18 protein-coding genes and 2 pseudogenes are annotated in these 19,759 nt (G+C 44.7%); 12 read left to right on the top strand and 8 right to left on the bottom strand.

Annotated elements, in window-relative coordinates; genetic code table 11:
* Positions 1-125: 125 nt before the first annotated feature.
* The 4 genes from tsaA (at position 126) to ACHA99_RS05555 (ending at position 3,447) form a co-directional block, all read left to right on the top strand.
* Entirely contained in the window at positions 126-860 is a 735-nt protein-coding gene (gene tsaA, locus ACHA99_RS05570; RefSeq protein WP_393941583.1) for a tRNA (N6-threonylcarbamoyladenosine(37)-N6)-methyltransferase TrmO, read from the top strand.
* Positions 861-1,490: an acyltransferase gene (locus ACHA99_RS05565; RefSeq protein WP_393941581.1), complete on the top strand. Its 630-nt coding sequence runs from the start codon at positions 861-863 to the stop codon at positions 1,488-1,490.
* A 27-nt stretch (positions 1,491-1,517) separates the two neighbouring features.
* Positions 1,518-1,670, top strand: a complete 153-nt coding sequence (locus ACHA99_RS05560; RefSeq protein ID WP_393941579.1) for a hypothetical protein — start codon at positions 1,518-1,520, stop codon at positions 1,668-1,670.
* A 61-nt stretch (positions 1,671-1,731) separates the two neighbouring features.
* Positions 1,732-3,447: a proline--tRNA ligase gene (locus tag ACHA99_RS05555; RefSeq protein WP_393941577.1), complete on the top strand. Its 1,716-nt coding sequence runs from the start codon at positions 1,732-1,734 to the stop codon at positions 3,445-3,447.
* 94 nt (positions 3,448-3,541) lie between these two features.
* Here ACHA99_RS05555 and ACHA99_RS05550 read toward each other — a convergent pair whose 3' ends face one another.
* Positions 3,542-4,483, bottom strand: coding sequence for an AraC family transcriptional regulator (locus tag ACHA99_RS05550; protein WP_393941634.1), 942 nt, complete (start codon positions 4,481-4,483; stop codon positions 3,542-3,544).
* Between the two features lie 187 nt (positions 4,484-4,670).
* Here ACHA99_RS05550 and panB point away from each other — a divergent pair, with 187 nt between their 5' ends.
* The 6 genes from panB to ACHA99_RS05520 all read left to right on the top strand — a co-directional run bounded on the left by panB (position 4,671) and on the right by ACHA99_RS05520 (position 11,205).
* On the top strand, positions 4,671-5,513 hold the full coding sequence (gene panB / locus ACHA99_RS05545; protein WP_393941575.1) for a 3-methyl-2-oxobutanoate hydroxymethyltransferase: 843 nt from the start codon (positions 4,671-4,673) through the stop codon (positions 5,511-5,513).
* 136 nt (positions 5,514-5,649) lie between these two features.
* Positions 5,650-6,774, top strand: a complete 1,125-nt coding sequence (locus tag ACHA99_RS05540; protein ID WP_028761134.1) for a patatin-like phospholipase family protein — start codon at positions 5,650-5,652, stop codon at positions 6,772-6,774.
* Between the two features lie 194 nt (positions 6,775-6,968).
* Positions 6,969-7,208: a hypothetical protein gene (locus ACHA99_RS05535; protein ID WP_393941573.1), complete on the top strand. Its 240-nt coding sequence runs from the start codon at positions 6,969-6,971 to the stop codon at positions 7,206-7,208.
* 145 nt (positions 7,209-7,353) lie between these two features.
* On the top strand, positions 7,354-8,064 hold the full coding sequence (locus tag ACHA99_RS05530; RefSeq protein WP_393941571.1) for a YjbF family lipoprotein: 711 nt from the start codon (positions 7,354-7,356) through the stop codon (positions 8,062-8,064).
* 10 nt (positions 8,065-8,074) lie between these two features.
* Entirely contained in the window at positions 8,075-8,860 is a 786-nt protein-coding gene (locus ACHA99_RS05525; RefSeq protein ID WP_393941569.1) for a capsule biosynthesis GfcC family protein, read from the top strand.
* Positions 8,860-11,205, top strand: a complete 2,346-nt coding sequence (locus tag ACHA99_RS05520; protein WP_393941567.1) for a YjbH domain-containing protein — start codon at positions 8,860-8,862, stop codon at positions 11,203-11,205. The genes ACHA99_RS05525 and ACHA99_RS05520 overlap by 1 nt, the downstream gene beginning before the upstream one ends.
* A 106-nt stretch (positions 11,206-11,311) precedes the next feature.
* Here the strand turns inward: ACHA99_RS05520 and ACHA99_RS05515 are convergent, their stop codons facing one another.
* The 5 genes and pseudogenes from ACHA99_RS05515 to ACHA99_RS05495 all read right to left on the bottom strand — a co-directional run bounded on the left by ACHA99_RS05515 (position 11,312) and on the right by ACHA99_RS05495 (position 16,311).
* Positions 11,312-12,406 carry an NADH:flavin oxidoreductase/NADH oxidase gene (locus ACHA99_RS05515; RefSeq protein ID WP_393941565.1) on the bottom strand — a complete coding sequence of 365 codons (1,095 nt, stop codon included), beginning with the start codon at positions 12,404-12,406 and terminating at the stop codon, positions 11,312-11,314.
* Between the two features lie 33 nt (positions 12,407-12,439).
* Positions 12,440-12,979 (bottom strand): dTDP-4-dehydrorhamnose 3,5-epimerase, encoded by a 540-nt coding sequence (gene rfbC, locus ACHA99_RS05510; protein WP_393941563.1) that lies wholly within the window; start codon positions 12,977-12,979, stop codon positions 12,440-12,442.
* A 44-nt stretch (positions 12,980-13,023) separates the two neighbouring features.
* A pseudogene (locus tag ACHA99_RS05505) lies at positions 13,024-13,191 on the bottom strand (sugar phosphate nucleotidyltransferase); the annotation flags it as partial.
* 211 nt (positions 13,192-13,402) lie between these two features.
* Positions 13,403-14,773, bottom strand: coding sequence for an ATP-binding protein (locus tag ACHA99_RS05500; RefSeq protein ID WP_393941561.1), 1,371 nt, complete (start codon positions 14,771-14,773; stop codon positions 13,403-13,405).
* The gene (locus tag ACHA99_RS05495) at positions 14,770-16,311 is read right to left on the bottom strand and encodes a DUF3369 domain-containing protein (RefSeq protein WP_263139279.1); all 1,542 of its coding nucleotides are present in this window, start codon (positions 16,309-16,311) and stop codon (positions 14,770-14,772) included. Before ACHA99_RS05495 ends, ACHA99_RS05500 begins: the two co-directional genes overlap by 4 nt.
* A gap of 259 nt (positions 16,312-16,570) precedes the next feature.
* Here ACHA99_RS05495 and ACHA99_RS05490 point away from each other — a divergent pair, with 259 nt between their 5' ends.
* Positions 16,571-17,023, top strand: a complete 453-nt coding sequence (locus ACHA99_RS05490; RefSeq protein ID WP_131523116.1) for a copper resistance protein NlpE — start codon at positions 16,571-16,573, stop codon at positions 17,021-17,023.
* Between the two features lie 197 nt (positions 17,024-17,220).
* Positions 17,221-17,928, top strand: a complete 708-nt coding sequence (locus tag ACHA99_RS05485) for a HutD family protein (RefSeq protein ID WP_393941558.1) — start codon at positions 17,221-17,223, stop codon at positions 17,926-17,928.
* Between the two features lie 30 nt (positions 17,929-17,958).
* Here ACHA99_RS05485 and ACHA99_RS05480 read toward each other — a convergent pair.
* Positions 17,959-18,102, bottom strand: a pseudogene (locus ACHA99_RS05480) (GDP-mannose 4,6-dehydratase); the annotation flags it as partial.
* 266 nt (positions 18,103-18,368) lie between these two features.
* On the bottom strand, positions 18,369-19,721 hold the full coding sequence (glmM, locus tag ACHA99_RS05475; protein ID WP_393941556.1) for a phosphoglucosamine mutase: 1,353 nt from the start codon (positions 19,719-19,721) through the stop codon (positions 18,369-18,371).
* Positions 19,722-19,759: the final 38 nt, after the last annotated feature.

The raw sequence follows: 19,759 nt of genomic DNA, 5'->3' as shown, positions 1-19,759 counted from the left end.
CGCTTAATGGCTAACGCTTCGTGACCAACGCTGCATTATTAGCGCACAAAGATGGGCCTTAATGATTAGCTTAGAATGATGAGCTTAGGCGGTTGTTATATTTATCTTTTTAGGTAATTTTTTGCATGACATTTACCAACCAAATTATCGCAGTGGCAACATGCCGCACGCCCTATAAACAAAAATTTGGCATTCCAAGACAACCCGGACTTGTTGAAGCGCGTGGTTATGTCGAGCTCGAGCCCCATGTGAATCATATCGATGCGGTGCGTGGCATAGAGCAATATTCACATCTCTGGTTACTGTTTTGCTTCCATGAGAATCTTGCCCAAGGTTGGAAAACCACAGTGCGCCCGCCGCGTTTAGGCGGCAATGAAAAACTCGGCGTGTTCGCCACTCGCTCCACTTTTCGCCCCAATGGTATAGGTCAGTCTGTAGTGAAATTGCACGGCGTAGTGCAGCGCAAGGGCAAAGTATGCCTCGAAATTTCCGGTATGGATCTGCTCGATGGCACACCGATAATTGATATTAAGCCATACATTCCTTTCTCAGATTCTATTACCGATGCTGTAGGCGGCATTGCCCAAGACGCGCCTAAACTGATTTCAGTGGTGTATTCTGACCATGCCAAGACACAGATTGAGCGTTACGCCGAGCAGGAAACCTACACAGATTTAGCTCTGCTTATCCGCGGTGTGCTGGGGCAAGATCCGCGCCCCGCCTACAAAAAAGCCAAGGACGATCCTAAGTTATATCAAGTCGCCCTCTATGATTTAGATGTGTTCTGGCACATGGCGGTCGATGACAATGACCAAGAATACATCTTGGTACTAGAACTCAAACCGGGGAAATGTGGCTAAATGTCCGCGCCAACGCCTACATCAAAACCTGATTATCAAAGCCAGCATAAAAAGCGGCTCTCTTGGATGCCGTGGCTGTATTTTTCTTTAAAAGAGAAACATTTAATCTGGGCTAAACCTTGGCAAGATGATATTCAAGCAAGACTTTGCGCCCTCGAAACGGTAACTATCGGCGAGCAATGCTTTATCGCCCCCGAGGCGCAGTTATTTGCCGAACCCAATCGTGATATCCGCATGGGTAATCGCTGCATGATCGCCGCCGAGTGTTTTTTGCATGGGCCTATCACGCTAGGGGACGAAGTGGCGATTAATCATGGTTGCTCCTTCGATGGCGGCAGGGTCGGGATTCAGATAGGCAATCAAACCCGCATCGCCAATAATGTCACCCTTTACGCCTTTAACCATGGCATGGAGCCCGATACGCCCATCTATCAACAAGCCGCCAACTCCAAAGGCATTGTTATTGGCCAAGATGTGTGGATTGGTGCTCAAGCAGGCATAGTCGATGGTGTGACCATTGGCGATCACGCCGTGGTCGGCATGGGCAGCATAGTGACGAAAGATGTACCCGACTGGGCGATAGTGGCTGGCAACCCCGCCAAAGTGATTGGTGATAGACGAGATAAGTAAGCAATAAGGATTATCTTGATACTAGCAGTGACGAAGTCACTCTCTAACAGCGCAGCGCTCTTCCTTGCGTTATCCGTTATCCGTTATCCGTTATCCGTTATCCGTTATCCGTTATCCGTTATCCAGCATCAAAAAATGCTATTTATCTCCCAGCTAGTTGAATTTAACCTAAATCCCTAGGTGACATCACCAAAGCAGGTGATAAAATGGCGACCATTCAACTCAAATTTGGACATCGGTAATGCGCGTCAGCAAGTACCTGCTATCAACACAGAAAGAAACTCCTGCCAACGCAGAAGTCATTAGTCATCAATTAATGTTACGTGCGGGCATGATCCGTCGTAATGCGTCGGGCCTTTACAGCTACCTCCCCACGGGCTTACGCGTATTGCGTAAAGTCGAAGCCATTGTTCGTGAAGAAATGAACAAAGCCGGTGCAATTGAAATTCTAATGCCTATGGTGCAACCGGCAGACTTGTGGGTAGAAACAGGTCGTTGGGAAAAGTTTGGTCCCGAGCTGCTGCGCTTTAAAGATCGTCACAATCGCGACTTCGTACTGGGGCCAACCCATGAAGAAGTGATCACCGATCTGATTCGTAAAGAAGTCAGCTCATACAAGCAATTACCACTGAATCTTTACCAAATTCAAACCAAATTCCGTGACGAAGTTCGTCCACGTTTTGGCATGATGCGCTCACGCGAATTCTTGATGAAAGACGCCTACTCTTTCCACCTTGACGTCGATACCATGAATGAAACCTATGAGGCTATGTACACAGCCTATAGCAACATTCTATTGCGCATGGGCTTAGCTTTCCGCCCAGTTTTAGCTGATACGGGTTCAATCGGTGGCAGCATGTCACACGAGTTCCATGTTCTGGCACAAAGCGGTGAAGATTTAATTGCTTACTCAACGGGCAGCGATTACGCGGCTAACATTGAGAAAGCCGAATCACCTATGCCAACTGAGCCACGCGGCGCAGCCACTGAAGCATTGCGTTTAGTCGATACCCCAAATGCGAAGACCATTGCGGAATTAGTTGAGCAGTTTGGTTTGGATATCACTAAAACGGTCAAAACCTTGATCGTAGTCGGTGCAACCGAAGCCGCTCCGCTAGTGGCGTTAATCGTTCGTGGCGACCATGAACTCAACGAAGTCAAAGCCGATAAGTTAGACTTAGTCGCATCACCATTGGAAATGGCGCCAGAAGCGCTGATCCGTGACGCCATTGGCGCAGGTCCAGGCTCACTTGGCCCTATCGGTCTTAACATCCCTATCGTTATCGATCACAGCGTTAGCGTAATGAGCGATTTTGCCGCCGGTGCTAACGTTGATGACCAACACTATTTTGGTATCAACTGGGAACGCGATCTGCCAACGGCACAAGTTGCCGATATCCGTAACGTAGTCGAAGGCGAACCAACACCTGATGGTTCAGGCACTTATGCTATGGCACGCGGTATCGAAGTGGGCCATATTTTCCAACTGGGTACTAACTATTCTAAATCGATGAACGCGACTGTACTTGACGAAAATGGCAAGTCACAGGTGCTACTAATGGGTTGTTACGGTGTCGGCGTGAGCCGTATTGTGGCAGCAGCCATCGAACAAAACTTCGATGACCGTGGCATCATTTGGCCAGAAGCGATTGCGCCATTTAGCGTGGGCATTCTGCCAATGAACATGCACAAGTCGCACCGCGTCACCGATATCGCCGAGCAGTTATACAAAGACTTAAACGAAGCGGGTATCGAAGTGTTATTGGATGATCGTAAAGAGCGTCCAGGCGTGATGTTCGCCGATATGGAACTGATTGGTATCCCACATACAGTGGTGATTGGCGATCGCAATATCGATGCTGGCGTATTTGAATACAAAAACCGCCGCACAGGTGAAAAACAAGATATTCCATTCGATCAACTGCTCGACTTCCTGAAAAACGCAGTCAAAGGCTAAGCCTCAACGCGAAATGTAGACAAGCTGAAGATCAAAAACGAAACGCACTTGAGCCCAGCTTAAGTGCGTTTTTTATTGGACTTTTTATTGACCTTCATCGTTCACATTGGCTCGCAACATGACTTTTTATATGCGGCTGTTTACCGCTGTATTTTGGGCACTGTATTTTTGGCAAGGTATTTTGCGCTAACAGGTACTGACTCGGAGCGACGCCCATCAACTGCCTAAACATATAACCAAAGGCTGAACCCGAGGCATAACCTAAGGATAACGCTGTAGTGAGCACAGATTCACCTCGGCTGAGCATTTGAATCGCCACCTGCAATCTAAGCCTTTGCAACCATTGGCTATAACTCAGCCCTGTTTGCTGTTTAAATAATCTCGCTAACGTGCGGGCCGAGGCACCGACCTCCCGCTGCCAATCCACCAAAGTACGTTGCTCACTTGGATCGGCAAGCAAAGCCTCGGTAATGCGCAGTAATTTTTTATCCCTAGGATAAGGTAAATCCAAGGCGACCTTAGGGGCGAGTACCATAAAGTCACGGATCACCAGCAAGAGCCGCATGACGCTATCCTTAAAATCGGGATCAATTAGCCCGGCCTCACTCTTCACTAAGGCATTAGCCTCTTGCAGTAATAACTGCAAAACAGGCTTCACACTCAAACAAGTACAGTCGGGTGGAAACCCGCCTATCCGGGTTTCATCCAAATACAGACTACTCAATTGCACCTGACCTAGCGCGATAACCTCATGATCGACAAAGGGAGGCACCCACACCGCTTGCTCAGGCGGCACAATGTAACGCCCAGCAGGCGTGATCACACTCAACACACCTTGACTGGCATAAATGACCTGTCCCCAGGAATGACTATGGCGCTGCACATGTTCAAACGGCTTGAGTGTTCGTTTAAGCAACATGATGGAGGCACTTAGCCCTGCGGCGGCTAAACGTGAAGGTGCGACCTGCGTGTGCTGAGTAATATGCTGCTGGGATAAATGCGTGTCAGTGACTTGATTCAAGGTGTTATCGCCCAAGGTGATTTTTATATCGAAGCTTCTTTTCGTATTATCGAGCCTCTTCCGTATAGAAGCGCCTCTTTGTTTAGAAGTACCTTTATGCAAAGAAGTGTCTTTATATCTAGACATTAAGTCAATCTATCGAGCTAAAGCCAAAGCTGCAAACGCTAACATGTCATATCAGACTGAATAAATTGGAGATGACATGAGTATCCACATGGATAAAAATCGCGTAACGCCCGTTACATTACAAAAAATGAAAGGTAAAACCCCCATAGTTGCTCTCACCGCCTATGAAAAGCCGATGGCAGAAATTATCGATCCCCATGTGGATATGATTATCGTCGGCGACTCCGTCGGTATGGTGGTTTATGGGCAAGACTCTACTCTCGGGGTTACCTTAGAAATGATGATTAACCATGGCCTTGCTGTCACTCGCGGCGCAGCACATGCCTGCGTGATTATCGATATGCCCTTTGGAAGTTATCAAGAATCACCTCAGCAAGCCTTTAGACATGCCAGCCAAGTATTGATACACACAGGCGCGCAGGCGGTAAAACTTGAGGGTGGCGCAGAGATGCTCGACACCACTCGCTTTTTAACCCAGCGAGGGATCCCTGTGATGCCACACATAGGATTGATGCCACAACACGTCAATCAATTGGGTGGATTTAAAACCCAAGCAAGGGATGCTGCCGCCATCGAAGCCCTCGTTAGTTTAGCGAAAGACTTTGAGCAAGCAGGCGCTTTTAGCATACTGATTGAAGGCACATCCGAGCTCGCGGCGCGCACAGTGACGGCAGGAGTCTCAATCCCAGTCATAGGCATTGGCGCCTCACCCGCCTGCGATGGTCAAGTGCTCGTGACTGAGGATATCTTAGGCTTATTTTCTGACTACACGCCTAAATTTGCTAAACGCTATATCGACTTAGGACCATTGATCACTAAGGCCTGCGCCCAATATGCCCAAGAAGTGAGAACGGGTGAGTTTCCAACATCGGAGCATTGCTTTGGCCTCAGCAAAACGACCAAAGTTACAGCGGATTAATTGTCTAAAGCGAAATGTTCCAGCAATCGAATAAACGATAAATCGAAATTTGCAACTAATTGAGTCTACCGACTTGCTTTTTATAGGGGGGCGTTGCTTTAATAAAACTATTAAAACAATAAATTGAGTCTGAAGATTGCCTACATCAACTGCATTAGTCTTAGGCGGTGGCGGCGCTAGGGCCGCCTACCAAGTCGGCGTGCTAAAAGCACTGGTCCAGCTTTATCCACGCAATCATGGTATTCCCTTTAAAATTATTTGCGGAACCTCTGCGGGTGCCATCAATGGCACCGCTATCGCGACCCATGCCTCTTGCTTTCACCTAGGCGTCAGAAAACTCGAATGGGTTTGGCGCCATTTTGAAACCCGAAAAGTCTACCGAGCTTCGATCACAGGCGTTCTCAGCCATCTAACGAAAATGGCCCTCAAAGGCATGCAAGATGATAAGGTCAATACCGATGCAGGCAGTCTGCTCGATAATGATCCGCTAAGAGGCTTACTCAATGAGCTCATCGACTTTAAACGTATCGACCGTAATATCCGTAATGGCTCACTGACGGCACTGAGTGTGGATGCCTCTTGTTATAATAACTCTCGCTCAGTGACCTTTTTCCAAGCCGCGAAAGAAATCGAAAACTGGACCCGTGCCCGTCGCAGTGGCGAACGTATCATGCTCAATACCGAGCACCTACTCGCCAGTTCAGCAATCCCTATGGTATTTCCATCCATTAAACTCAACCAAGCCTATTATGGTGATGGTTCAGTCCATCAGCTAGCACCGCTCTCAAGCCCTATTCATTTAGGCGCCGAAAAACTCTTAGTCATTAACTTAGAGAGCCCGCACAAGCACTTTCCTATGGAACTAGAATATCACCCCAAAACAGCGACAATAGCGGGTCATCTGCTCGATACCATCTTTTCAGATACCTTAAACAGCGACCTTGAGAGACTTGAAAGGATCAATAACACCTTAAGCCTGATTCCTGAGTCAAGCCGTAACAAACTCGCCTTGCATCCGATTAAAGCCCTAGTCATCAAACCTAGCGAAGATCTCAGCAAAATTGCTGCCCGCTTCTATGATGACATGCCATGGGCCGTTAAAACCTTACTCGGCTTCATTGGTATAGACCGGCAATCAGACTCAAGTATTGTGTCCTACCTACTCTTCGAAAAAACTTATACCAGCGCTTTAATCGACTTAGGCTATAAAGATGCCATGGAAAAAATCGATGAACTTAAAGATTTCTTTTGCTTAAAATAAGCTAACGACTTATTCAGTTTCTTCACTAAAAATCATGCCAAATGGATAGATATAGCTTGAATATTAGTGCCGAAATTCAAACTTTCGCATGAGCAAGAAGATGGATTTAACATTGATAATTTTGTTTGCATCGCTTACTATGCTGTACTAGATTATCAAAAAATCATGCATATTTTTTCAAAAAGGGAATCACGATGAAAAAAACTTCACTAGCACTTATCGTTGCAATGACAGCATTCAGCTCTATGGCTGCAAATGCAGTTGAAGGCAAAGCAGCAGGCACTAACGCTGCAGCTAACAGCACTGGTTTAATCGTTGCTGGTTCTGTTGCTGCTGGTGCTGCGATTGCCGGTGCTGTTGCAATCTCTAACAGCTCTGATGGCAACCCAATCACGAGTACAGGTACTAACACTACCACTGGTACTGGCAACTAATCAGTCTGATATAGCTATCAAACAACCGCCTACTGGCGGTTGTTTTTTTTGTTTCTCTAGAGAGTAGGAATTGCTCCATTTCTTGAAATAAGACTCACCTCTCTCTACATTTGATATTTATGACTATTGAGAATAAGCAACTCGGATGCGTATAAATAAAAAACTACTATCACTACTCACAGCCTCCATTGCATTAATGGGAATTTCTGGCTGTAGTCAACGAATTAGCGCCCTCAACGATACGATGAAATTGGCTTTCGTTGGAGATAGCGATGTTAAGCTCACAACCGAGCAAGTGAAAGCTAATCCCTATGCCAGCATTTATGTCAAGATTGATGACACCCCCCAAGCATTTGTTGTTTTAGCCTTTGCGGAACCGAGACAAACTCTCACCCCAGTCAGACCTGTACCGGAAGTAATTGAGCTAAAATGGCTCTCCGCGGATAACGCTATGTTAGTGACAGTGAACGGACGTTTAGTAAAAACTCAAAGTCTACTTACTGGCAATTTAGCCGCAATAGAAAGCTCTGAACCCGATCCTATTCTCTTAGGTTTGCATTTAAGCAGTACCCCTAAAACTTGGACTCGAACTATTGATTGGCAGCCAGGATACCATTATGGATATAAAATTAACTCGCAGTTTGCTTTTATTGCCGAGGAAGAGATACTAATCAACGATACGCCAACCCAAGCACTGCATTACAGTGAGCGAGTATCAGTAGAAGGCCTGAATATCCAGTATCAAAATGAATTTTGGTTAAAGCCAGATAATGGACACGTCATTAAAAGTCGCCAGAAGATAGCACCAAATCTACCATTTATTGATATCACTTTACTTAAGCCATTTGCATCCTAGTGGAACCATTATGAGATATTACATAGCGCCATTGGCCCTTGTACTTAGTTCGGTATTAACGACAACTGTTCAGGCTGAAACTCAGCTATTCATCAGCACATCAACAAATCAAGATGCTCAGGTTCAACTGAACTATCCTGCAGCAGTGCGTATTGAGCAAATAGTGCAAGATGGATTAGTCCAACTTCCAAAATATAATAAAACCAATCAAAATGAAGTCGTGCCTATTTATTGGTTAGGTGCAGCATTACTCGATATTGAGAATACCGCCGTATTAGAGACTAAACGCCAGCAAGTCTTAACCCTGCTATCCAAAATGGGCGAAGCTAAAGACGACAGTGCTTACATCGCCAAGCTAGCTAAACTTGCACAATTCATTCGCAACTTAAAACTTGGACAACGTGTAATACAACCACTGGATGTTGATGTTATTCGAATTAATGATTCGTATAATGTGCTGATTAATGGTCGTTTTCTATTAGTTTTACCGCCTCGTCCAACAACCGTCACTGTACTTGGTGCAGTGGCTCAAACGGGGAGTTTTACATGGCAGAATCAACTAAGTAGCAAAGATTACCTCAAGCAAGCAGGCATACTCGATAATGCTGAAACTAGTTTTATATGGATAATTCAACCCGATGGACAGGCAATAAAACAACCTATCGCCTATTGGAACCATCAGACTCAGGATATTGCACCTGGGGCAACACTTTACGTTGAGTTTTCAAGCGGCTTTGGTGACGACACGAGTTTGAATGAAAACATGATTGAATTACTCAGGAATCGGGCTCTGTAATGAAAAACTCTCTCCATTCTTTAGGTCGTCTATCCGCACTATCTTTGGCACTTTTGCCACTATTACATGCGACTGCCGATGAATTTAGCTATCCCACACTCTTAGCCTCGCAATCAGATTTTGGCGGTGTTGGTTTAATGCAGATGCCAACGGGGCGTATGGCACCTGAAGGCGAGTTTAATTTTGCCACTAGCTATAACGACGAATACCAACACTTTACGGCCTCTGTACAACTTTTCCCTTGGTTTGAAACCACAGTTCGTTATACCCAAGTACAAGACTTACTCTATAGTAGCGACCCCAGTTTTAGTGGAAACACAAAATACACGGATAAGGGCATAGACTTTAAAGTCCGTCTACTTGAAGAAAGCAACTGGCTACCAGAAACCTCGATTGGTGTCCGCGACTTTGGTGGCACCGGATTATTCGATGCTGAGTTTATTGCGGCGACTAAACGAGTTGGGCCGTTAGATTTCACCTTAGGTATTGGCTGGGGATATATCGGTAATAGCGGCAACCTGACATCGGATAAAAAAGATCTCAACTATAACTGCGATCGAGATACGTCCTATGGTGGTAAAGGTGGCACAGTTGATTATCAACGTTGGTTTAAAGGTTGTGCGGCCCTCTTCGGCGGTGTCGAATATCAAACGCCTTGGGACCCACTACGCGTCAAAGTCGAATACGATGGTAACGACTACCAATCCGACTTTCCAGTTGTTCGCGGCGGTATTGCTATGCCACAGGACAGCAAATTTAACTATGGCCTATTATATCGGTTCGGAGACTGGGGAGATCTGCACTTAAGCTATGAGCGCGGAAACACTTGGACGCTTGGTTTTAGCCTACAAACGAATTTTAATGAGTTAACACAGATTAAACGCGATCCTGCTGCAGCGAAATATAAGCCAATTCCTGCGGCACCGTTAACACATGTGCAAACAACCAATACGCCATTAAAGAGTGTTAATTCTTCTGAACAAACGCCTGCAATAGCCAGCGCCACCTTAGATACCACAACAGAAATCGCTGACGTTCATTTAATACAGCCACAAGAGGGCATGTTAGAAACAGCAATTAACTGGTCGAAAGTAGCACAGGATCTACAATCCATTGCGGGCTATAACAATCCTAAAATTTACCTCGACTCTGACAGCATCACTGTCATTGGTGAGCAAACTAAGTTTCGAGATAGAAATGAAGCCCATCAAAGGGCGGCAACCATACTCGCCAACAGTAGCGATCTAACTCGAATCAAAGAGTATCGCTTGATTGAAACTCACTATAGCCAGCCAATTACCGAAACTCGTATTGATGCGGAAAAATTTGCGCAAGTAGCAAGTTTTGGCTATCTGAATGCGAAGATTACAGACGCAAGTCAAGTCAGTGTCCCTTCATTACCTCAAGGCCAACTAGTCACACACTCAGACAAAAATTGGTTAGACAAGCTTGGCTTTGATATTTCACCGACTATGGTGCAATCCTTCGGTGGTTCAGAAAGCTTCTACATGTTTAATATCGGTGTTACAGGTAGTGCCAACTATCGATTTACCGATAACTTCGAATTTGGCGGTTCTCTCTACCTTAATTTATACGATAACTACGATAAGTTTTTATATGACGTGCCACCAGACGGCACCGAGTTAAAACGCGTAAGAACCTTAATCCGTCAATATGTTCACGATAACCCAGTGAGAGTTAATAACCTGCAACTCACTTGGATGGACAATCTTAGCGATAATATTTCCTATCAAGCCTATGGTGGCTATTTAGAGATGATGTATGGCGGTATTGGTACTGAGTTTCTATATCGCCCACTTAATAGTCAATGGGCCTTTGGGTTCGATGTTAACTATGCTAAGCAACGAGATCCCGATAGCATGTTTGGGTTCTTTAAGGATGAAAATCAATTTGACCCTCTCACCAATCGTGCCTATCGAGTTCAGACTGGCGTAGTGACTGGACATGCAACGGCTTATTACCAACCGGAGTGGTTTCCTAACACCTTACTCAGAGTCAGTGCTGGACAATATCTCACCGAAGATAAAGGCGTGACGGTTGATTTCTCTAAACAGTTTGATAGTGGTGTTATCGTCGGCGCATTTGCGACTAAAACTAATCTATCGGCAGATGAATACGGTGAGGGAAGCTTTACCAAGGGATTCTATATTTCAATCCCATTCGATCTAATGACGGTTAAGTCTACCCATAGTCGTGCTTTCCTATCATGGATGCCGTTGACCCGCGACGGCGGTCAAATGCTTGGCCGTAAGTACAACTTGTTTGATGTAACTGATGCACGTGCGCCTTGGTATACCAGACCCAGTGTTGACCCCATTAAATAATTAGTACGCAGTAACCTCAAAACGGGCAAGATAATTCTTGCCCGTTTTGTTTTCTGCTATTAGGACTAACTTACAATAATAAAATCTGCACTACCAAATTAGCTCACTACTTTATTGGCGATTTAATCCCATGTGGCGATGAACGTAAGTACTGTGGCGGCGCTTTCACAGTTGCACCTAATATTGCTGCCGCATGCCAAGGCCAATGTGGGTCATAGAGCATAGTGCGAGCAAGTGCAATAGCATCAGCCTGCCCGTGTGCCAGAATCGTTTCTGCTTTATTGGCATCCGTAATTAATCCCACGGCAATCACAGGTGTGTTTACCTCAGCTTTAATGGCTTCGGCAAAAGGCACTTGAAAGTGTTCTGCAACAGGAATTTGTTGTAATGGACTTAACCCACCAGTACTGACATGGATAAAATCACAGCCTCGGGCCTCTAATGCTTTTGCCAATACTAGGCTTTGGGTTAAATCCCAACCGCCATCAACCCAATCAGTCGCTGATATCCGCACACCGAGTGCCATCTTAGGCGATATCACTGCTTTAATTGCATCGAACACGGCCAACAATAAGCTCAAACGATTTTCTAAACTGCCACCATATTGGTCAATACGTTGATTCGATAATGGGGATAAAAATTGATGAAGTAAATAACCGTGGGCAGCATGGAGTTCAATCGCATCAAGCCCTAATCGTTCGGCACGTTGCGCCGAACTGACAAATGCCAATATAAGCTCATCAATTTCATCCAATGTCATCGCACTCGGTAATGCTGTGCCTTCGTTAAAAGCCTGCGCGGAAGGCGCTATCGTCTGCCAACCATTATGTTCATCGGGTGCAATAGTGCCGCCACCTTCCCAAGGTGTTCGAGTTGATGCTTTACGCCCCGCATGGGCGAGTTGTATCGCCATTGGCATACTTGAATACTTGCGAATAGATTTGAGGGTTTTATCTAAAGCAGCCTCCGTTTTGTCATCCCATAGGCCTAAATCTGCATAGGAAATTCGGCCATTGGGCAGAACAGCGGTAGCCTCTAAAATGAGCATTCCCGCACCCGATAACGCCATGCTCCCTAAATGAATCGTATGCCAATCGGTTGCTTGGCCGTTTTCTGCCGAATACTGACACATAGGCGCGATGATAATGCGGTTAGCTAACTCGAGTTGACCTAAGGTTAAAGGCGAAAATAATAAACTCATTGTCATTCCTTTTAATACAAGCAGTGATTGGCTTTACGAGGGTGTACTGGCGATGCTATCTCTGGTGGATAAAATCGGTGCGGCAATTAATGGCCAATCAATGGCAAACTCTGCACAGTTCCAAGCTAAAACGCTTTCATCTTCAGGATCATAATATTGGGTACATTGATAAATAACATCAGCATAATCACTAAGAACATAAAAACCGTGCGCAAAGCCCGGTGGGATCCACATTTGCAGATGATTCTCTGCCGATAGCACTCGCCCAACCCATTTTCCATAGGTGGCCGAGTCAGCCCGAATATCGACGGCAACATCAAAAATGCTCCCCGCACAGACTCGCAACAATTTACCTTGTGGCTTACGCTGTTGAAAATGCAATCCACGCAGGACATTGTATTGCGAACGACTCTGGTTTTCCTGCACAAATACGGGAGGCTCAAGTCCTCTTGCAGTGAAACAAGCATCAAAATAGGATTGCCTGAACGTTTCCTTAAAAAAACCACGCACATCTCCGAACACTTGGGGTTCAAACACCAGCACTTCGGCTAATTCAGTTTCGCTATATTTCATCCAATACCTGCTTATAGAGTCATTCGCGAAACAGCGAAATAGTAGGGTATAAAAAGGATCAATATATCCCGAATCTCAGCTTGCATAAGAGTGACCAAAGAATAATAAATCATTGGTTTATCATAAATGGGCAGTAATTGCTTACAGACAACCTGCGTCATAGGATAAAGACGCGAGCCAGTACCGCCCGCCAGTAAAATGCCTTTTCTCATTGAAATATTTAGAATTGATAAGCCATGTTGAAGTGCCAAGATTGTAGCATACAAAATGTCGCGAGCAGGAAGAACGGATAACAGGGCTGTTGGCTGTTAATGCAGGAAAAACAACAGAATATTAAACCGCTAAAGCTAAATACCATCTTGGCTCAGTAAGATTTCAATTCGTCTTTTACTTAATAAACATATAAGAAGACGCTAACCTATCTCAACCTTTACTACTTTCAGGGATCAGCATCTCAATTCGTAACCCCTGATTAGGCTCAGAGAAGAGTGACACATTACCATTCAGTTTTTGTGTGATCAGATTATAAATAATCGACATCCCCAGACCTGTTCCGCCACTCTGCCTTGCGGTGGTGAAAAAAGGCTCAAATGCTTTGGCTTTCACTTCATCGGACATGCCTACGCCATTATCTTCATAAATCATCTTGATCTGCGAAGCCATTTTTTCAACCACTATCACAATTTGCTTATCACCGACAAAATCATCGGGAAAAGCATGGCGAAAACTGTTCGCGACTAAGTTCGTGAAAATTTGTGCAATCGCACCGGGGTAAGAATCAATAAAAATATTATCGTCAAGTTCGACTTTTAAAGTGATATTTTTCTTACGCATCAAGGGTTTTAATGAACTAAATATTTGAAAAATATAATTCTTCAGATTAAAGCGCTCGCGTTCCAGTATCGATTGATCTGCAGCAGTACGCTTAAAGTTATGCACCAGTTCTGCTGCTCGGGAAAGATTACGTTCAATTAAGCATAAACCATCCTGCATTGTATTGATAAAGCTGACAAATTTATCCTCATCGAGCTCGTTTTTCTCAAAGAGTCCTTTCAATAGGGATAACTCATCCAAACAATGGGTCACGGATGTGACAGCTATGCCAAGGGGGGTGTTCACTTCATGGGCAACACCGGCGACTAAGCTGCCTAAGGCCGCCATTTTTTCATTTTCAATTAAGTGCTTTTGGGTTGATTTTAAAGTCGATAATGCCGTTTCAAGCTCTGCGGTGCGCAGCTCAACTTTCTGCTCAAGATCGGTATTAATGAGCTTGAGCTGTTGCTGATATTCAATTATCTCTTTAGCACTCATGGCTCGACCAAAAAGGTCGGCGAGTGCCGAGGCAAAGGCCTTCTCATCCCGAGTCCATTCCCTCGCCTCACCTTGATGCTCAGAACAAATAATCCCCACCATTTTTCCGTGGTGACGAATAGGACTATCCAACAAAGAGCTGATCTGATTCGGTTTCAGATAGGTTTCGACAAATTCTTTAGTGGCGGGATCCGTTTGCGCCTTATTGGCGACAATTGTGCGCTCATTGTCGAGCAGGCTAAAGTAATGGGGAAACTGCGCGCGAGTGAGCACTAACGCTTCTTGTGGCTGCTGATTGTCGAGTGAATAATAACAAGTGATGCTCTGATTATCCGGACTCAACAACCAAATGCCCGCCCGAGAGATCTGTAATCCCTTACAAATTGAGCTCACGATAAGTTGTGATGCTTGAATGAGATCCCCCTCATCAATAACCTGAGACTTACTGACATCAAATAAAATTCGATCAAGCATTCGGGTCATAGCGGCTCATCCGGAATGTGAATATGTAGGGAGGCAAACACATCTAACAAATCAAGGCTGGCTTCACATAACACAGGATCAAACTGTTTACCAGATTGCGCTAAGATGTACTCGCGCACCGCCTCAACAGACCAAGCCTCTTTGTAACTTCGCTTGGAAAGCAAAGCATCAATGACATCAACAATCGCCATCAGGCGGCCTTCAATAGGAATGTCTTCCTGCGATAGCCCACGGGGATAGCCTTGCCCATCCCAACGTTCATGATGAGTATAAGCAATTCTAGCGCCCATTTTGGCAATGATACGATTTGAGCCAACCAACAGGTTATAGCCCTTCTCTGCGTGGGTTTGCATAATCGCCCATTCCTCGGCGTCGAGTTTACCGGGTTTATGTAAAATACTCTCAGGGATACCGATTTTGCCTACATCATGAAGAGGCGCCGCATAACGAATGGTTTCGATAAAGTCTGCCTTCATACCAATGGCAATCGCGAGCATTTCTGTCATGCGCGCTACGCGGCGCACATGGGCTCCAGTCTCCTTACTACGCTGCTCAATAGCATCTCCAATGATTAAAATTAGCTCCCTTTGCGTCTGCTGCACATTTTCGCGGCCCGATAAGTTCTCAAAGGTTAAGCTCACATTTGCCGCAAATAGCTCAAGAATGCTGACTTGAAAATCCGTTAACTTAGTGTTGTGTTGTAAATAGAGAATACTGGTAACATGACCACTAAGCTCATAAAATCCAACATAAATATTGTCACGGATCAGCGACGTTTTTAGCGCTATCGCTTCAATAATATGTTCACGCACATCCCCTGGCAGAGTCTCAACGCTTCCACCTTCAAAGTAACTGATCATATCTCCCGTGGCGGCCAGCAGATTCATTTGAGTATCGAGGTAAAGGTCTTGATGATAACTCGTGAGATAAAGAGCCGAGCTTTCAAGATTGAGCAGCTGCAAGGTCTGTTCGAGCACTGCACTACCAAAGTTATGCAATGTATGGCTCTTAAGTACAGAGGTGGAAGCTGCAATCACTTTTTCCATCCCCTTTTGGCTTTGCTCGATAATTTTTATATCGCGATAGGAGCGCAATGACGTGTACACACAAGACTTAAGCCGAGCCGCGGTGAGCTCTGTTTTAGCTTTATAATCGTTAATGTCAAAATCTCGAATAACTTGCTCTTCAGGTGCTTGCCCCGGCTGACCCGTACGCAAAATAATGCGGGTACTGTGGTTATTTAATTCAGTGCGAATTTTTTGGACTAGCTCTAAGCCTGCATGATCGGTTTCCATGACGACATCAATAAAGGCCAAGGCGATATCTGATTCAGTTTGAAATAATGTTAAACCTTCAGCAGCGCTGTAACAGGAGTAGAACTGCAAGACTCGATTATCTAAGGTCAGATTTTTTAACGCAAATCGAGTGACATCATGGATCCCAGGTTCATCATCAATAATGGCCACCTTCCAAATGCCTTGTTTAGGCTTATGGGATGTATCTTCGATAACATCAGCACTTTTCTTAAATAACGCCACAAAACCACCGTTTACGATGAATAGTTACGTTTTAGTATAGATTCAATCTTGAAAGTGACTAGTTTCAAAGGATAAATTATCATCCCATTAATTACCGCTTAGGACTAACAACTAACATAGTGGCCACTTAAAACCCACACAAAAACAACTTAAGCTATTGTTATAAAAATAGAAATAGCAAAAGTTAGCCTATCCTAGCCTTGGCGGGTATGATGAGTGCACTTGATGCATAATTCCCAAAATTTCTATTGGAGCTACTATGAAAAAATCACTATGTTACATCGCACTGCTGGCTTTATTCACCACGGCTTGCTCAGAAGCCCCAAAAGAAGAAACGGCAGTCAATACAGCCCAAGCTCAAACAGAAGCGGCAAAATCCATCCCAGTAGGTGATACCAGCCAAAACTCGCTCGATTGGGCTGGTAGTTATGAAGGCGTATTGCCTTGCGCCAGTTGTGAAGGAATGCAAACCCTAATCACTTTGCAAGCTGATAATAGCTTTGTTCAAGAAACAGTTTATTTAGGTAAAGATGAAAAGATTTTAAAACTGATGGGTAAAGTGACATGGGACGAACTGGGCCAGAAAATCACTCTAGAAGATGGTACACAATATTTGGTCGGTGAAAATCAGTTGATCATGTTAGACACTGAAGGCAAACGGATCACCGGTGAACTTGCTGCAAATTATGTGTTGAAAAAGAAAGGTCTATAAAAGCAGAGCTGGCAGCTAGCACTCAGCTGCGGTATTAGATTATGGATAACGGAACGCTGCACTGACCGTAAGAGCAAAGCCTCCGTACCGTTATCCATAAGTCACACAGAAATGTTCTGCAATCGCAAAGCCATGCTTTAGAAGTTGTGAAGCTAAGAAAGGCGAATCAAACCTTCTTAACCAATAAAGAGGTGATTTTGAATAACAGCATACAACTGATCCGCTATCAAGATTGCCCATCAACGCCATGGAAAAATGGTGGTGGAAGCACAAAACAGCTACTCATTTCCCCCATCAATGCCGAATTTACTGAATTTGATTATCGGATCAGCATTGCAAGTATTAGCAGCAACGGACCTTTTTCATCATTTATTGGCATAGACAGGCAACTGGTCATTCTGAAAGGTGATGGTGTTGAACTCAGCATCAATAGTCATGAAAGGACAAAACAGATAAATGGCCTTGGAGCTGGAGAAAAGATATCAGGAAATACAGATACAACTGAGTATAAACGACTCACACCCACAGATAGCCCATTCTGCTTTACTGGTGAAACCTCAATAACAAGTCAATTATTAGGCAGTGATGTTATTGATTTCAATGTCATGACCAAACGCGGCGCATTTAAAGCGCATACGCAAAAACTTAGCTTTGATGACACATTTATCGAAGAACAGATTGCAACCTCAAACAACTATCCAAATGAACTGCAAAAAACTGAAGCTTACGTCCCTATCATCCAAATACTTTGCTGCTTAGATATCGTGACATGGGAGCACAATGGCCAGGTTATCAAGATCATGCCCTATGATATTCTCGTTTTCCAACAAGGGGATGGTATAACGTTAAAAACAACAAGACCAAGTAGACTACTTAAAGTGTCTATTACTGCCTGTCCCCTATAACAGTATTTACAGGTTAAGCTCCAATATTACTCAATTTGGCGCGTTAAAATACCGAGCCACTATCCACTCGACAGTTTTTCTGAGCCCAGAATCGAAGGACTCTAATGGTTGCCAACCAAGTTCTCTCTGGATCTTGCTCGCATCAATGGCATAACGCACATCATGCCCAGGTCTGTAACGTCGTTTGACCAATCAGCATAAGGACCAAGGCAGAACCGATAATGCAGGCTCCACTGGTAATGCGTATTCACATATCGCTAACCCAAAAAGTAAAAGGTTAAAAGAACTTGCCTTAATCAATTAAACCCACCTTGTCATATAACCAAAAACTCCTACAAAATATCTATCAAACAACCTAAAACAAAAAATGCCAATTCAAATGAATTGGCATTTAAAAAAGAATGAACGCTTAAAACAGTTAAGCATCACAAACTTCAGGTTTAGGCTGCTCGTACCGCATCTGCGATATATTCAGCTTGAGTCTGCGTCATAAGATTATCGGTAGATTCGACCATTACCCGAATAAGCGGCTCTGTACCCGATTTACGCAGCAACACACGCCCTTGGTCACCTAAGATCCCTTCGGCTTTAATCACAGCTTGCTGTACGCTGTTTGTCGCTAAAATGCTGTCAGCATCAGCCGTGGTCAAACGCACATTAATTAACACTTGAGGAAGTTTAGTCATGCCAGCTTTAATCTCAGACAAACTCTTCTGGGACTCTAATACAGCTTTAAGTACCTGTAAGGATGCAACAATTCCATCACCCGTTGAAGCATATTGCAAGCTCAATATATGTCCTGAACCTTCACCGCCAAGTTGCCAGCCAGTCGCTTTAAGCTGTTCAACCACATAGCGATCGCCCACATTAGCGCGTATAAAAGGTATCTCCATCTTTCTTAAGGCTAACTCTAAGCCAAGATTTGACATTAAGGTACCAACCACTCCACCAGACATTTCACCTTTGCGGTGGGCAGCTTGGGCAAGGATGAATAAAATCTCATCACCATCAACCACATGGCCATTGTGATCGACAAACATAACACGGTCAGCATCACCATCGAGCGCAATACCTAAATCAGCTTCATGCACCATAACCGCAGTTTGCAAACTGTCTAAATGCGTCGCACCACAGTGATCATTTATATTCACACCGTTAGGTTTATCATTGATGCTAATCACTTCAGCACCAAGTTCACGGTAAACATTAGGCGCAATATGGTATGCAGCACCATGGGCGCTATCGACAACAATCTTCAATCCCGCTAGAGATAAATGATTTGGAAAAGTGCCTTTGCAAAACTCAATATAACGACCGGCAGCATCATCAATACGGCGTACTTTACCCAGTTTTTCAGAGGCAACACACTGCATTGCATTCTGGTTAAGCGCCATTTCTAACAAGGCTTCGATTTCAAGTTCTTGGGCATCATTTAACTTAGTGCCGGAATTAGAAAAAAACTTAATGCCATTATCATAAAATGGATTGTGTGAAGCGCTGATCACCACCCCTGCGTCAGCGCGAAACGTCGACGCCAAATACGCCACCGCGGGTGTCGGCATAGGGCCAATCAAAGCCACATTTACCCCCGCAGCAGAAAACCCCGCTTCCATAGCCGACTCAAGCATATAACCACTGCTACGAGTATCTTTACCAATCAGTACTTCTTTAGTGCCAGTGGACGCCAGCACAGTGCCAGCCGCCCAACCTAACTTCATCGCAAAATCAGGCGTAATAGGGAAAGAGCCAACTTTGCCACGCACACCATCAGTTCCAAAATACTTCCTAGACATACAAAATCCTTAAAAACAGTTATAAACGAAAAAAGCCA

Source organism: Shewanella sp. S23-S33 (assembly GCF_043359565.1).
In the GTDB taxonomy this organism is placed as follows: Bacteria; Pseudomonadota; Gammaproteobacteria; order Enterobacterales; family Shewanellaceae; genus Shewanella; species Shewanella oncorhynchi.
This window is presented reverse-complemented; position numbering and strand designations above follow the sequence as displayed.